Source organism: Mycobacterium sp. GA-0227b, from assembly GCF_001499855.1.
GTDB lineage: Bacteria > Actinomycetota > Actinomycetes > Mycobacteriales > Mycobacteriaceae > Mycobacterium.
On record NZ_LQIK01000010.1, the window covers coordinates 40,060 to 54,717 of the forward strand.

Annotated in this window: 16 protein-coding genes and 1 riboswitch; of the genes, 10 read left to right on the forward strand and 6 right to left on the reverse strand. The window is 67.0% G+C overall.

What is annotated here, in order from left to right:
* Positions 1–25: 25 nt before the first annotated feature.
* From AU185_RS09920 to napA, 5 genes are read right to left on the reverse strand one after another with little or no spacing between them, the layout of a single operon-like run.
* Positions 26–664, reverse strand: coding sequence for an LON peptidase substrate-binding domain-containing protein (locus tag AU185_RS09920; protein WP_059099261.1), 639 nt, complete (start codon positions 662–664; stop codon positions 26–28).
* A gap of 1 nt (position 665) precedes the next feature.
* On the reverse strand, positions 666–1,796 hold the full coding sequence (locus AU185_RS09925; protein ID WP_059099262.1) for a glutamate--cysteine ligase: 1,131 nt from the start codon (positions 1,794–1,796) through the stop codon (positions 666–668).
* Positions 1,777–2,490: a superoxide dismutase[Cu-Zn] gene (sodC, locus tag AU185_RS09930; RefSeq protein WP_059099263.1), complete on the reverse strand. Its 714-nt coding sequence runs from the start codon at positions 2,488–2,490 to the stop codon at positions 1,777–1,779. Before sodC ends, AU185_RS09925 begins: the two co-directional genes overlap by 20 nt.
* Positions 2,491–2,500: 10 nt before the next feature.
* Positions 2,501–2,959, reverse strand: a complete 459-nt coding sequence (locus tag AU185_RS09935) for a LytR C-terminal domain-containing protein (protein WP_156425470.1) — start codon at positions 2,957–2,959, stop codon at positions 2,501–2,503.
* A 40-nt stretch (positions 2,960–2,999) separates the two neighbouring features.
* Entirely contained in the window at positions 3,000–3,308 is a 309-nt protein-coding gene (napA, locus tag AU185_RS09940; RefSeq protein WP_059099327.1) for a nucleoid-associated protein NapA, read from the reverse strand.
* A 123-nt stretch (positions 3,309–3,431) separates the two neighbouring features.
* Between napA and AU185_RS09945 the strand changes: the two genes are divergently transcribed.
* From AU185_RS09945 to AU185_RS09990, 10 genes are all read left to right on the forward strand, one after another.
* Entirely contained in the window at positions 3,432–4,025 is a 594-nt protein-coding gene (locus AU185_RS09945) for a peptide deformylase (protein WP_059099265.1), read from the forward strand.
* Positions 4,025–4,915: an N-acetylglutamate synthase, CG3035 family gene (locus AU185_RS09950; protein ID WP_059099266.1), complete on the forward strand. Its 891-nt coding sequence runs from the start codon at positions 4,025–4,027 to the stop codon at positions 4,913–4,915. The genes AU185_RS09945 and AU185_RS09950 overlap by 1 nt, the downstream gene beginning before the upstream one ends.
* Positions 4,916–4,918: 3 nt before the next feature.
* Positions 4,919–5,734, forward strand: a complete 816-nt coding sequence (locus AU185_RS09955) for an exodeoxyribonuclease III (RefSeq protein WP_059099267.1) — start codon at positions 4,919–4,921, stop codon at positions 5,732–5,734.
* A gap of 345 nt (positions 5,735–6,079) precedes the next feature.
* Positions 6,080–7,666 carry an HNH endonuclease signature motif containing protein gene (locus AU185_RS09960; RefSeq protein ID WP_059099268.1) on the forward strand — a complete coding sequence of 529 codons (1,587 nt, stop codon included), beginning with the start codon at positions 6,080–6,082 and terminating at the stop codon, positions 7,664–7,666.
* Between the two features lie 37 nt (positions 7,667–7,703).
* A riboswitch (TPP riboswitch) is annotated at positions 7,704–7,812 on the forward strand.
* Positions 7,806–9,440, forward strand: a complete 1,635-nt coding sequence (gene thiC, locus AU185_RS09965) for a phosphomethylpyrimidine synthase ThiC (protein ID WP_059099269.1) — start codon at positions 7,806–7,808, stop codon at positions 9,438–9,440. (Overlaps the previous riboswitch by 7 nt.)
* Positions 9,437–10,273 carry a bifunctional hydroxymethylpyrimidine kinase/phosphomethylpyrimidine kinase gene (thiD, locus tag AU185_RS09970; RefSeq protein ID WP_059099270.1) on the forward strand — a complete coding sequence of 279 codons (837 nt, stop codon included), beginning with the start codon at positions 9,437–9,439 and terminating at the stop codon, positions 10,271–10,273. Before thiC ends, thiD begins: the two co-directional genes overlap by 4 nt.
* Positions 10,270–10,887, forward strand: coding sequence for an alpha/beta hydrolase family protein (locus tag AU185_RS09975; protein ID WP_059099271.1), 618 nt, complete (start codon positions 10,270–10,272; stop codon positions 10,885–10,887). Before thiD ends, AU185_RS09975 begins: the two co-directional genes overlap by 4 nt.
* Positions 10,884–11,621 carry a DUF4190 domain-containing protein gene (locus tag AU185_RS25320; protein WP_059099272.1) on the forward strand — a complete coding sequence of 246 codons (738 nt, stop codon included), beginning with the start codon at positions 10,884–10,886 and terminating at the stop codon, positions 11,619–11,621. The genes AU185_RS09975 and AU185_RS25320 overlap by 4 nt, the downstream gene beginning before the upstream one ends.
* 43 nt (positions 11,622–11,664) lie before the next feature.
* The gene (locus AU185_RS09985) at positions 11,665–13,152 is read left to right on the forward strand and encodes a flavin-containing monooxygenase (protein ID WP_059099328.1); all 1,488 of its coding nucleotides are present in this window, start codon (positions 11,665–11,667) and stop codon (positions 13,150–13,152) included.
* Positions 13,153–13,171: 19 nt separating this feature from the next.
* Complete coding sequence (locus AU185_RS09990) at positions 13,172–13,450, forward strand: DoxX-related protein (protein WP_059099273.1); 279 nt, start codon at positions 13,172–13,174, stop codon at positions 13,448–13,450.
* Here AU185_RS09990 and AU185_RS09995 read toward each other — a convergent pair.
* Positions 13,417–14,658, reverse strand: coding sequence for a TetR/AcrR family transcriptional regulator (locus AU185_RS09995; RefSeq protein ID WP_059099274.1), 1,242 nt, complete (start codon positions 14,656–14,658; stop codon positions 13,417–13,419). The genes AU185_RS09990 and AU185_RS09995 overlap by 34 nt on opposite strands.

The following is a 14,658-nucleotide window of genomic DNA, read 5'->3' on the forward strand; positions in this document are numbered from 1 at the left end:
CATAACTTCAGTTTCGGCCGAGCGCCTACTCCCCCGACGAGAGCTGGAACTCGACCATCGCGGTCACGGTCTCCACGGCGTCGCTGAGCGCCGCGAGCCGCTCGGCAGCAGAAGGCGCCGCCAGCACCGCATAGCGGTCTGCCTGGCCCATCGGCAGCCGAGACGCCAACGCGTACAACCACTTACCAGCGTCATCGGAGGCATCGGCTCCTCTCACGATGTCGCGGGCGTCGACCTCGGCGCCGCGGGCGGCGGCGATGCGTTCGAACAATGCGACGATGCGGTCCTCGACATCACGGATCGCATCCACCTCGACGGGGTCGCCCGGTGCGTCCGGCCACGGCTCGACCGCGGCGCGCGGGTACGGATCGTCGGGTTGCCACTCGATCACCCGGATACGTTCGCCCATCATGCATTTCAACCGATATCGGCCATCGCCGAAGTCTGCGACCTCCGCGATGTGCGCGAGTGCACCGATGTCGCTGCGGGTGTCCCCGCCGCCGACCTCCCGGCCCGCCGCAATCAGCACCACGCCGAACGCCGGGTCCGACTCCGCCAGACAGTCCGAAACCAGCGCACTGTAACGGGGTTCGAAGATGCGCAGCGGGAGTTCCTCGCCGGGCAGCATGGCCACCTGCAGCGGGAACATCGGGATTGCCGGCACGTCAGATGTCCAGTTCGGCGACCAGGGCGTCGACCACCGCACGCAAGTCACCGTCGTGCTCCTCGGCGACGCGGCGTTGCCGTTGATACGACGCGCCGGAGGTGTAGATGTCGGCGACGCGCCTCAGTTCGTCGGCACAGTGCAGCGACGCGGCCACCGGTTCGAGCCGGTTCAGCAACTCGTCCAGATCCTCGGTCACCAGCCGCTCGTTGCTGTCGGCATCCTGGATGATGATCGCGTCCAACCCGTATCGCGCCGCGCGCCACTTGTTTTCCTGCACATGCCACGGCGGCATGGTGGGCAGCGACTCACCCGCGTCCAGGCGCCGGTCGAGGTCGACGACCAGACAATGCGTCAGCGCCACCAGCGCACTCAGCTCGCGCAGATTGGACACACCGTCGAAGACTCGCACCTCCACCGTGCCGATGTGCGGGGAAGGCCGGATATCCCAACGGATTTCGTTCATGTGGTCGATGATGCCGGTCTTCTTCTGGTCGTATACGAAGCGTTCCCACTCCGCCCATGTCTGGAAGTGGAACGGCAGCCCGGCCGTCGGCAACTGCTGGAACATCATCGCCCGGTTGGAGGCGTAACCGGTGTCCTCACCGTCCCAGAACGGCGACGACGCCGACAACGCCAGCAGGTGCGGGTAGTGGTTGAGCAGCGAGGTGTTGATCGCCATTACCTTGTGCGCCGACCGAACTCCCACGTGCACATGCACGCCCCAGATCAGCATCTGCCTGCCCCACCACTGGGTCCGTTTGATCAGTTCGGCGTAGCGCGGGGCGTCGGTGAGGCTGCCCGGCGACCATTTCGCGAACGGATGCGTGCCGGCGCAGAACAGGTCCATGCCGCGGTTGCGGACGATCTGGCGGGCGGTCCCCAGCGTCGAGCGCAGGTCGTCCATCGCCTCGGGCACCGAATCGCAGATCCCCGTGACGAACTCGACCGTGTTGCGCAGCAGCTCTTTGTGCACGCGCGGGTTGTCGCCGAGTTCTTCGATGACCGCGGCCGCCCCGTTGCTCAAATCACGCGTCGTGGCGTCGACGAGGGCGAACTCCCACTCCACCCCGACGGTCGGCCGAGGCGAGCCGGCGAAGTCGATGCGGCTGTTAGCCGGTACCGATAACACCGCATGCCACCCGCGAGCCGGCGTCACCGGTCGCCAGAGTGGCCGCGTCCGGTGGCGGATCACCGTTGACCTGCTGGTAGCGCTCCGGCGGGATGTTGGCGAAATTGTCCGCCTTCTCGTGGATGATGATCGCCGTTCCCGCGCCCCCGGTGAGTTCCTCGGCGGTGAACGCGTCGGTCGTCGTCACCAACTTCGCCGAACCGTCCTCGCGGACCTGCAGTGACGACAGGTCACCACTGGCCGGGTGCCCGCTGTGCCCGGGCACCTGGAAGTGTCCGCCCGCGGAGTTGAAGTTCCCGGGTGCGCCGCCGGTGGGCGCGACCGAGTTGGCCTCGCACTTGCCGACCTGGTGAATGTGCATGCCGTGGAAGCCGGGCGTGAGCTCACCGGGTGTCGTCGTCTCCACGGTGACCGTGGCATAGCCGCCGCTGAACTGGATGTCGGCCTTGGCGACCGGGGTGCCGTCAGCCATTTTCAGTTCGGCCGTGAGTTTCTCGCCGCCGGGCTGACCTTCGCCCTGGCCTTCGCCGTGACCGCCGCTTCCCTCACCCGGCGGCGCCGCGGGCGCTGGAGAACCGGTCCAGACGGACGGTGTCGTGCCGGGCGCGCTGCTGGGTTGTTCGGGTGCGGCGCAGGCGCTCAACGCGAGAGCGGGGACGGAGAACAAGGCAGCAGCGGCGACGGTCTTGAACATGCGCAAGAGCCTAACCGGTGACCACCACGACGACACCCGGCGGTTGCTCGGCGAGCCCGGGCACCCGCGGTTCGACGGGCGCCTCGAGCAGTCGGCCCACCTCTTCGGCGGCCTCGCGCTCGCCGGGGGCGTCACTGAAGTACACGGTGGTGGCGGTCACCTCCGGCAGTTCCAGGTTGCCGGTCTCGGTGACGTTCCAGCCGGCCTCGCGCAACCGGTTGGCCGCCTCCTCGGCCGCGCCCTGCACCGTCGAGATGTTGAAGACGCGGACTTCGGCCTTTTCCGGGGCCGCCGGTGTGCTCGTCGGCGTGCTGGTCGTCGTCGTTGTGGCCAGCGGCGCCTGAGCGTCGTCGTCGTCGCTGTCGGAACCCATCGCCTGAAACGCCACCAACAGGAACACCACGCCGAGAAAGAGCAGCACCATCACCATGGCGCGCAGTGGCAACCCGGACGAGTCTCGCTGGTTCATTGCGCCCACCTTATCGAGCGGGCCACGGGGCCCGGGAAACTCAGGTGACGTCGAAGCCGAGACGGCGCGCCGCCCGGGCCTTCTGCCGGCTGGCCCGCAGCCGTCGCAACCGTTTGACCAGCATCGGGTCCGCCGCGAGCGCCTCAGGCCGGTCGACCAACGCGTTCAGCACCTGGTAGTAGCGGGTCGCCGACATGGAGAACAGTTCCCTGATGGCGTCTTCCTTGGAGCCCGCGTACTTCCACCACTGCCGTTCGAACGCGAGAATGTCGTGCTCGCGCCGGGTCAGCCCGTCGGAGAGTTCGGAGTTGTCCCCGGATTGCTCAGTCCGCGCGATCGCGCCGTCCATCTGGCTTTTGGACCCTTCCGACAACTTGAATGACATCGCTGTGGTTCGGCGCTCATTCAACCACGGGTTTGGTTGATGAGCCGTCCGACATGCCCGCGAGTCGGCTCATTAAGCTTTCCGAGCATGGCAGTCGTTCCGATCCGCATCGTAGGAGATCCCGTCCTGCACACCGCCACCGAGCCGGTGCCTGTCGGGGACGACGGTTCGCTGCCCGCCGATGTCGCGGACTTGATCGCCGACCTCTACGACACGATGGACGCCGCGAACGGGGTCGGTCTGGCCGCGAATCAGATCGGGGTCGCCAAGCGGGTGTTCGTCTACGACTGCGCGGAGGTGCGGGGCCGCATCACCCGTCGCCGCGGCGTGGTCGTCAACCCGGTGCTGGAAACCTCCGAGGTGCCCGAGACCATGCCCGATCCGGACGACGACGACGAGGGTTGCCTTTCGGTGCCGGGCGAGTCGTTCCCGACGGGGCGGGCCACCTGGGCGCGGGTGACCGGCCTTGACGCCGACGGCACGCCGATCACCATCGAGGGAACCGACCTGTTCGCCCGGATGTTGCAGCACGAGACCGGCCACCTCGACGGCTTTCTGTATCTGGACCGGTTGGTCGGCAGGCACGCGCGCAGCGCCAAACGCACGGTGAAGTCGCACGGCTGGGGTGTGCCGGGCTTGTCGTGGCTGCCCGGTAAGGATCCGGATCCGTTCGGGCACTGATGCAATTACCTCCGGCCGGAGTTCGGGTGATGATCCGCTACCGGCTGCCCGCGGGTTCGGAACCGCCGCTCAACGACGTGGTCGGCCACCTTTTGGAGACCGGTCCGACGCTGAGGGTGCGCACCAAACACGGCGACACCGTGTCCGTCGACGCCGACGACGTGGTCGTCATCAAGGAACTGCCGCCGGCGACCGTGCGCACCGCCGACATCCGCAACCTCGAACACGCGGCGGCGCTGGCATGGCCGGGGATCGAACGACGATGGGTCCGCGGGTGGCTCCTGCGCGCCGCCGGCGGCCACACCCATCGCGCCAATTCCGCTGTGCCGCTAGGTTTCGAAGCGGACGCCTCGGCACTATCCGAAATCGCCGACTGGTACGGCGAGCGCGGACTGACGCCGTGGTTGTCGGTTCCGGACCGGCTATACCGGCTCGCCGATGCCCCGCCGCACCTCGAGACCGTTGTCATGGCGCGCGACATCAGCGCCGAAAACTGCTCTCCGACAGTGCTTCTCGGTGCCATACCGAATCCCGAGTGGCTAGCGCTGTATTCACGCGACGTGCCGGTCGACGTGTTGACTGCGGTCGTGGACGGCGAGGTCACGTTCGCGACGATCCCCGGTGCGGCGGTCGGCCGGGCCGCGGTGACAACTGCACCCGACGGCCGGCGCTGGGTGGGATTGTCGGCGGTGCGGGTGGCCGAGACAGCGCGCGGACGGGGCATGGCGCGGCAACTGTGTTCGGCGCTGCTGGGCTGGGGCGCCGAGCATGGCGCGGCTCGCGGCTACGTGCAGGTGCTGGCCGACAATGCGGCGGCCATTCGACTTTACGAGTCGATCGGGTTCGCGGTGCAGCACCGAAGCCGCTATATCGACGCTCGTAGCCTGTAGGCCATGCGGATCGCCACCTGGAACGTCAACTCGATCCGGGCCCGGGTCGAGCGGGTCACCGACTGGCTCGAGCGGGCCGACGTCGACGTGCTGGCGATGCAAGAGATCAAGTGCAGCGACGAGCAGTTTCCGACGATGCCGTTTCTCGCCGCCGGTTACGAGGTGACGCACTGCGGCTTCAACCAGTGGAACGGGGTGGCGATCGCGTCCCGGGTGGGAATCGACGACGTGCAGGTCGGTTTCGAGGGGCAACCGACCTGGAGCGACAAACCCGAAGTGGAAGCGGCGGCCGAAGCTCGAGCGCTCGGCGCCACGTGCAACGGCGTCCGGGTGTGGAGCCTGTATGTGCCCAACGGCCGGTACGTCGGCTCGCCGCACTACTTGTACAAGCTGCAATGGCTTGCGGCGCTGCGTGATACGGCACACAAGTGGTTGTCAGACGATCCCGCCGCGCAGATCGCGCTCGTCGGGGACTGGAACATCGCGCCGACCGACGAGGACGTGTGGAGCGTCGACTTCTACCGCGGCAGTACCCATGTCACCGAGCCGGAACGCGAGGCGTTCGACGCGGTGGTCGAGGCCGGGTTCACCGATGTGGTGCGGCCGTTCGCGCCGGGCCCAGCGGTCTACACGTACTGGGACTACACCCAGTTACGGTTCCCGAAGAACCGCGGGATGCGCATCGACTTCGTCCTCGGCTCGCCCGCGCTCGCGGCGCGCGTCACGCATGCCGAGATCGTCCGGGACGAACGCAAGAGCGGAAAGGACCGCATCGGCGCGCCCAGTGATCACGCCCCGGTGCTGATCGAGTTCTCCTGACGGAGATTTGTCAGACCGGTTCACCGCACTAACTCGCCCGCTGGTAGCGCGCCGCGGTGGCCTTGGTGATTGCTCTGCGCTCGGTCAACGTCGACCCCACCCACTGGGCGTATGCGCGCAATTTCAATGACGCAACGAATACCCATTCGCGCACATTTCAGATGAGTCAACGCGCTCGCCGAGCATGCCCCACCGGCGCCCGACGTCGAATACGTCGGCAACGGCCGACGCCGCGGCCCACGCCCCGAAAAAAGCAAACCGTCACCGATGTCCTGACACAGAACTGTCACCGATGTCCTGAGACATCACAGAAATTTGTCAGACCGGCCTGACATAATCGAACACATGTTCGATACAATCGGTCCGGACGCAGCAATCGCCGCGATAGAGGCGAGCCTGCGCCAGGAGTCGACGCTGATGGCGCACCGGATGGCCGCCATCGCCGCCCTGCTGGCTTCCCGCACGGCCGAGGCCGAAGGCATCGACCCTGATCCCGGCTGGTCGATGGTGACCGGATTCGCTCGGACGTCGGCTGAGATAGCAGCCGCGATGAACATGGCTCCGTCGGTCGCGAGTCGACTGGTGTCGCACGCGGAGTCTCTCGTCACCCGCCTACCGAAACTCGCGAGGCTGCTCGAACAGGGCGCCGTCGACTGGACAACCACACAGCTGATCATCACGCGTACCGAGTTGGTCTGCGACTCACTGATCGGCCGGATCGACGAGGCAATGGCGGAACGGCTCGCGCGGTGGCAGACGTGGTCGCGCCGGCGCGTTAAGGACGTGGTGGACAGGTTGGTGTGCGAGATCGACCCAGAGGCCGCCAAGGAACGGCGCGCATCGTCTGAGCGCGACCGTTACATCAGCGTTTCGCCTCAAATCGACGGGACGGCTCAGCTGCGCGGACGCATCAGCGCGAGGGCCGGGGCGGCCTTCGACCGACGGCTCTCACAGCTCGCTATGTCGGTGTGCGCGAACGACTCCCGCACCGTCGCTCAGCGGCGCGCCGATGCGCTGGACGCACTCACCGAGGGGCGCGGTCTGCCATGCGACTGCGGCCGGTCGGATTGCCCCGCCCGCCCGGAGGAAGGGGCGCAGTCCTCGCGAGTCGCCACGGTGCTCAACATCATCGCAAGGGAGGAAACGGTCGTCGGCGAATCAGACCAGCCCGGATACCTGGAGGGCTTCGGCGTCATCGACGCCGATTTGGTGCGCGAGATCGCCGAGACAGCGACGATGCGCCCGCTCGAGCCGCCCATCGTCACTCCCGAGCAGTCGGTGCGGTACCAACCCTCGGCCGAGGTCAACCGCTGGGTCCGCTTCCGCGACCTGACGTGCCGGTTCCCCGGATGCGACCGACAGGCCGCCATCTGCGACCTCGACCACACGACACCGTTCAATCACGCCGACCCGGCCGCCGGCGGGTTGACCGTTCCGTGGGGCTTGGCCGACTACTGCCGAGAACATCACCGCATGAAGACATTCCACGGCGGTCCCGACGGGTGGCGTGACGAACAACTGTCCGACGGGACGATCGTCTGGACGTCACCGACGGGCAGGACCTATCGGACCTCCCCTGCCGGGTTCGACCTCTTCCCGCAGATGCGACCCGCGTGCGCAGAGCCGACGCCTCGCAAGCGAAACCACAAGCGGGAGAGGGCCACCCGAATCAAGCGGCTGCGGGCCCAGTTGGCAACTCAGCGGCCGATCAACGCCGAACAGCGCCGCAGGCTCCGGGAGCGACGACGTGAGATCGAGGGACGTCAATGGCGCAATCGATCACGCTTCCTGAAAATCGTCTTCAAAGGCACGGCCCCGAGCACCAGCCCGTGGTGCCGCTGGATCGACGATCCGTTCGAGCCCGAAGACCTGCCACCCGACTGGGAACCGCCACCTCCACCGCCGCCCGGTCCGGACGAACCGCCGTTCTGACGCTTCCTACTCCCGACCGGCTGCGCTAACGTGGCTGGCGTCCACACACGGGAGCGCACACCAGTGCGCTGAGAGGACGGGTGGGCCCGTCGACCGTACGAACCTGACCGGGTAATGCCGGCGTAGGGAGAAATTCAAGATGACGCATGTCACCGTCAATCCGTCCGTGACCACCGGCCCCATCGAGGGCAGCACCAAGATCTATCGCGACGTCGACGGTGTGCCGGGCGCGAAGGTGCCGTTCCGCCGGGTGAACCTGTCCAACGGTGAGCACCTGGACCTGTACGACACCTCCGGCCCGTACACCGACCCCGCGGCGAGCCTCGACCTGCATGCGGGCCTACCGCCGAGACCCGGCGTGACGCGCGACCGCGGCACGCAATTGCAGCGGGCCCGTGCCGGCGAGATCACCGCCGAAATGGCGTTCATCGCCGAACGCGAGGGCGTGGCCGCCGAGTTGGTGCGTGACGAGGTGGCTCGCGGTCGTGCCGTGATCCCCGCCAACCATCACCATCCCGAGAGCGAGCCGATGATCATCGGCAAGGCCTTCGGGGTGAAAGTCAATGCCAATATCGGTAATTCGGCAGTGACAAGTTCAATCGCCGAAGAGGTCGACAAGATGGTGTGGGCGACGCGATGGGGTGCCGACACGATCATGGACCTGTCCACCGGCCGCGACATCCACACCACGCGCGAGTGGATCCTGCGCAACTCTCCGGTGCCGGTCGGAACCGTGCCGATCTACCAGGCGCTGGAAAAAGTCAACGGCGATCCCGCCGAATTGACCTGGGAACTGTACCGCGACACCGTGATCGAGCAGTGCGAACAGGGTGTCGACTACATGACCGTGCACGCCGGTGTGCTGCTGCGCTATGTGCCCCTGACGGCCAAGCGCGTCACCGGCATCGTCAGTCGCGGCGGTTCCATCATGGCTGCCTGGTGCCTGGCGCATCACCGGGAATCGTTCCTCTACACCCATTTCGATGAGCTGTGCGAGATACTGCAGCGTTACGACGTGACGTTCTCGCTCGGCGACGGCCTGCGGCCCGGCTCGATCGCCGACGCCAACGACGCGGCCCAGTTCGCCGAGCTGCGTACCCTCGGCGAACTCACCAAGGTCGCGAAATCGCATGGCGTGCAGGTGATGATCGAGGGACCCGGTCACGTGCCGATGCACAAGATCGTCGAGAACGTGCGCCTGGAAGAGGAGTGGTGCGAGGAGGCGCCGTTCTACACGCTGGGGCCGTTGGCCACCGACATCGCTCCCGCCTACGACCACATCACCAGCGCCATCGGCGCGGCGATCATCGCCCAGGCGGGCACCGCGATGCTGTGTTACGTCACGCCGAAGGAACACCTCGGTCTGCCCGACCGCAAGGACGTCAAGGACGGCGTGATCGCCTACAAGATCGCCGCGCATGCCGCCGATCTCGCCAAGGGCCACCCACGCGCGCAGGAACGTGACGACGCCCTGTCGCGCGCACGCTTCGAGTTCCGGTGGAACGACCAGTTCGCACTGTCGCTGGATCCCGACACCGCGCGCGCGTTCCACGACGAGACGCTGCCGGCCGAGCCGGCGAAGACCGCCCACTTCTGCTCGATGTGCGGGCCGAAGTTCTGCTCCATGCGGATCACGCAGGACGTCCGCGATTACGCCGCCAAGCACGGACTCGAGACCGAAGAAGACATCGAGGCCGCACTTTCGAAGGGCATGGCCGAGAAGTCGCGCGAGTTCGCCGAACACGGCAACCGCGTGTACCTCCCGCTGGCATGACCTACCTGCCGCTGCCCGAACCGGGTACCACACCGGTGCGAGTGATGACGATCGCCGGATCCGATTCGGGCGGCGGCGCGGGCATCCAGGCCGACATGCGCACGTTCGCCCTGTTGGGCGTGCACAGTCTCGTCGCGGTCACCGCGGTGACGGTGCAGAACTCGATGGGCGTCAAGGGTTTTCACGAGGTCCCGCTCGACGTCATCGCCGGACAGATCGAGGCGGTGGCGTCCGACATCGGTGTGCAAGCCGCCAAGACGGGGATGCTGGCGTCTTCGGACATCATCGACACCATCGCCGACGTGTGGCGCCGGCAGGGCCTCGCGGGCGCGGTACCCCTGGTGGTGGACCCGGTGTGCGCCTCGATGCACGGCGATCCGCTGTTGCATCCCAGTGCCCTGGATTCCCTGAGGACACAACTGTTTCCGCTCGCGACGCTGGTCACCCCGAACCTCGACGAGGTGCGCCTGCTGGTCGGGATCGATGTCGTCGACGACGCCACGCAGCGTGAGGCCGCCCGCGCGCTGCACGCCCTCGGACCGCAGTGGGCGCTGGTCAAGGGCGGGCACCTGCGCACGTCGACGCGGAGCCCGGACCTGCTGTTCGACGGCGCCGACTTCCACGAGTTCGAGGCCACACGTATCGACACCGGACATGACCACGGCGCCGGCGACACGTTGGCCGCCGCCGTCGCCAGCGCACTGGCCCACGGATATCCGATGCCCGATGCCGTAGCGTTCGGCAAGCGCTGGGTCACCGAATGTCTGCGCGCCGCTTACCCGTTGGGCCACGGCCACGGCCCGGTGTCCGCACTCTTCAGGCTGACCGAGTGAACCTCGAGCAGATCGCGGGCATCGCCCACACACCCGATGGTGCTCCCGCGGGCGTCGTCGTCCTCACCCATGGTGCAGGCGGCAGCCGAGAGGCGCCGCTACTCAAGAAGATCTGCGATGAGTGGGCCCGCCGCGGGTGGCTTGCAGTGCGGTACAACCTGCCGTACCGACGGCGCCGACCGAAGGGGCCGCCGTCCGGATCCGCCAAGGCCGACCAGGCCGGGGTGGTCGAGGCCATCGGTGTCGCTCGTGAACTGGCCGACGGTCCGGTCATCGCCGGCGGGCACTCGTACGGCGGCAGGATGACGTCGATGGCGATCGCCGAAGCGCTCGCCGACATCGACGTGCTGACGCTGTTCTCCTATCCGCTGCATCCGCCCGGCAAGCCGGAACGTGCCCGCACCGAACACCTCCCGCGCATCGCGACACCGACGGTGTTCACCCACGGCACCGCCGACCCGTTCGGTTCGATCGACGAGCTGCGGCCGGCCGCCGCGTTGATCGACGCACGCACCGAGGTCGTGGAGATCACCGGCGCCCGGCACGACCTGGGCTCCAAGACCCTCGATGTGCCCGCGCTCGCGGTCGACGCCGCGATACGGTTGCTCGCGTGACCACGCCGCCGGGCCCGCCCCCGCCGTACGGACCGCCGCCGTCGCCCTACGGCGAGCAGCCCAACCCGTACCCGCCGCCCGAATCCCCGTACCCGCCGCCACCGGCGGCTCCGTACCCGCCGCCGCCACCGCCTCCGTATTCGGACCAGGGACCGGGCTACTACCCACCGCCCCAGCAGCGGCCGACGAACTGGTGGGCCATCGTCGCGCTGATCTTCGGGCTGCTCGGCGGCGTGGTGATCAGCGTGGTCTGCGGCATCGTCGGCTTGAAGAAGGCCAAGGAGGGCCAGGGCGGCCGGGGTCTGGCGATCGCGGGGCTGGTGCTGTCGGCGCTGTGGGTGCTGGTGATCGTCGCAGGCCTGCTGTTCTATTTCATGATCAGCGAGGACACCGTGACCGCGACCGAAGTGAGGCAGGGCGACTGCCTCGCCGAGATCCCGGGCGACACGCGGGTGCGCACCGTGCAGACCGTCGGGTGCGACGAGAGCCACGCCGGTGAGGTGTTCGCGGTGCTGCAGATGCCCGACGGCGATTTCCCGGGCCAAGCCGCGATCGACGCCTACGCCGAGAAGTGCGCCCCCGAACTGGCGGCCTACTCACCCGCGGCGATGACCGACGATTCGGTCCAGTTGTATGTGCTTTATCCCACAGCCGAGACGTGGGCCGAGGGTGATCGCGCCGTCACCTGCGTTGCGACGCTGGATCCGCCGCGTACCGGTTCGATAAAGGGGTAAGCCCGAACCCGTAAGTGTGTGGTACCTGAGGTACCGTTTTTACATGACTTCGGAACAATTCGACGCCGTCATCATCGGCGCCGGTTTCGGTGGCATCGGCGCGGCTATCCAGCTCAAGCGGATGGGCTACGAGAATTTCGTGATCGTCGACCGCGAGTCCGATCTCGGCGGCACCTGGTACGTCAACCACTATCCCGGTCTCGCCGTGGACGTTCCCACCACAAGTTACTCGTACAACTTCGAACCCAACCCGAAGTGGTCGCGGATCTACTCGACCGGCGCGGAGATCAGGCAGTACGCCAACGAGGTCGCCGACAAGTACGACGTCCGCCGCCACATGCGCTTCGAGACCACCGTCGAGGGCGCCCGTTGGGATGAGGACGCCCGGGTCTGGAGCATTGCACTGAGGGGCGGCGAAACGCTCGTCGCCCGCTTTCTCATCACCGCGACCGGCTTCCTGTCGCAACCACGCCTGCCGGACATCCCCGGCATCGCCGACTTCGAGGGCAAAGTCATCCACACTGCCGCCTGGGACGACGACTACGACCCTGCCGGGCGCCGCGTCGCGATCATCGGCACCGGCTCCACCGCCGTTCAGCTGATCCCCGAGCTGGCCAAGACAGCCGGCGTCCTGACGGTTTATCAACGCACCGCGACCTACGTGTACCCCCGAATCGACTTCGGCTTGTCCGACCGTGCCAAGCGACTGTTCGCCAGGATCCCGCTGACCCAGCGGCTTGTCCGCGCCGTCACCGACGCCATCTACGAGTTCTTCGCTTACACGTCGCTGCACCATCGCCGGCTTCTCTTCCGCCGTCTCCTCGTCGGCGCGGGAGACGTCGACAAGATGTTCCGGTTCGCCTCGATCCGCGACAAGAAGCTTCGCGCCAAGCTCACGCCCGGCTATGACTTCGGCTGCAAGCGGCCGACATTCTCCAACAGCTACTACCGGACCTTCACCAAGCCGAACGTGAACCTGCAGGCCGACGGTATCGACCACATCGAAGCCGACGGCATCGTCAACGTCGACGGCACCAAGACGATCATCGACACTCTCGTCCTCGCCACCGGATACGACCTGTGGGAAGCAAACTTCCCCGCGATCGAGATCATCGGGCGTGAGGGCCGAGACCTCGGAAAGTGGTGGCGGGAAACCCGATTCCAGGCCTATCAAGGGATGTCGATGCCGTACTTCCCGAACTACCTCAGCCTGGCCAGCCCGTTCGCCTTCATCGGGTTCAACTTCTTCAACTCGGTGGAATATCAGATGCGGCACATGGAACGGCTGTTTGGTGAGATGAAGCGCCGCGGAGCAACGACATTCGAAATCACCGAGGATGCCAATGCCCGCGACCTGGCGCGGATGACCGAACTCAACGGCGACTCGGTGTTCACGAGAGGGAACTGCGTGGCATCCCGGTCCTACTATTTCAACCCGAGCGGCGAGGCGACGCTGCTGCGCCCGATGCGGACCCGTACCGCGTTCCAGGAGGCCGCCACGTTCCCGCTGAGCGACTACCGAATCGCGTGAGCAGATAGGAAGAGCAGCTGTGTCACTTCAGGAGTCGCGCAGCGGTTCGCGCGCGGCCACGTTGGCAGGTCTGGGCGTCGCCGCCACGGGTCTCGCGCACTTCGCCAAGCCAGAGCTGTTCGAGTCGGTGACCGTACAGGCGTTTCCCGACAACACCCGCGAGTACATCTACCTCAACGGCGCCATCGAGACCGCACTCGGACTCGGGCTGGCCATCCGCAAGACCCGCAAACTGGCGCTCGTCGGGGCTGTCGGTTACCTGGCCTACTTGGCGGGCAACGTGGCGCGTAACCGGTAGCGGCCGACCAGCGTCACGTCCAGCAGCCGCTGCAGGACCGCCCGGTTCTGCGGCGTGTTCGCGTATCGCATCAACCGGCCCATGTCGATCACCAGGGACATGGCCGCGTGCACGGCGAACCGGGCCTGACCCGGCGTCCACTCCGGCCGCACCGCAACCACCAACTCCATCCAGGACTCGACGGTGGCGCGCTGCATGTTGCGCAGGATCTTCTGGTCGGTCGGCGACATGTTGAGCCGCTCGGTGTAGTAAACGTAGTCGAGTTCGGGCTGCGCGAACGACCTGGCCACGTAGGCGTCGATGACCGCGCTCAGCGCGTCTTCGGGGTCCGCGATCGAACCGGTGATGGCCGTCATCTCCTCCGAGAGCCGATCGGCCGCGCGGCGGAACGCCGCCGCCAGAATGTCGCTCTTGCCGGCGAAGTAGCGGTAGATGCCCGACGCGGGCATGCCGACCGCCGCGGCGATGTCCTCCATGCTCGTGTCGCGGTACCCCTTGATGTTGAACAACCGCATCGACTCGTTGAGCAGCGCTTCGTATTTCGACGGCTCGGTACCCGTGGGAAGCGGCGCGGGCGGCTGCTCGGTGACAGGGTCGATGTCGGGCAGTTCCATCGCCACGACCGCTTGCGCTAGGTCGGCCAACAGCGCCCGCACCTGGACGGCGGGCAGCTTCGCTCGATGGTCGACGATGCTGCCGATGACCGACAACACGGCGATGGACAGCGTCCAGCGTTGCCGTGACGTCAGCTCCGGCCGCAGGACACCGAGCGGGTGTTGGATGCGGTGGTGGACGGTGCGCATCTGTGCGATGAGCGACGCCTGGTCGTCGCCGCGTAGATAACGGCCTTCCCAGCGATAGAGGCCACCCGATTCCCGATTCGCCATCGCGGTGTCGGTGAGCGCGGCGACCAACCGGCGCAGTTGCACTTGCGGATCCTCGGTCGCGGACCCGTCGGCGAACGCCGTGGCGTCTACCAGCTGTTGTCCCAGGCTCAGCACGGCATCGCGGAACAGGTCGTACTTGCTCGCGTAGTGCCGATACAGCGCGGCCGCCGAGATCCCTACCCGGGATGCGATCGCTTCCATGCTCACGCCGTAGAAGCCCAGCGCGCTGAACGCCTCGGCGGATGCGCGGGCGATCTGCGCCTTGCGGTCCTTCGGCCGGCGCCGGACCGCGTCACCGCTCGCCGGCCGAGTGCGCGACAT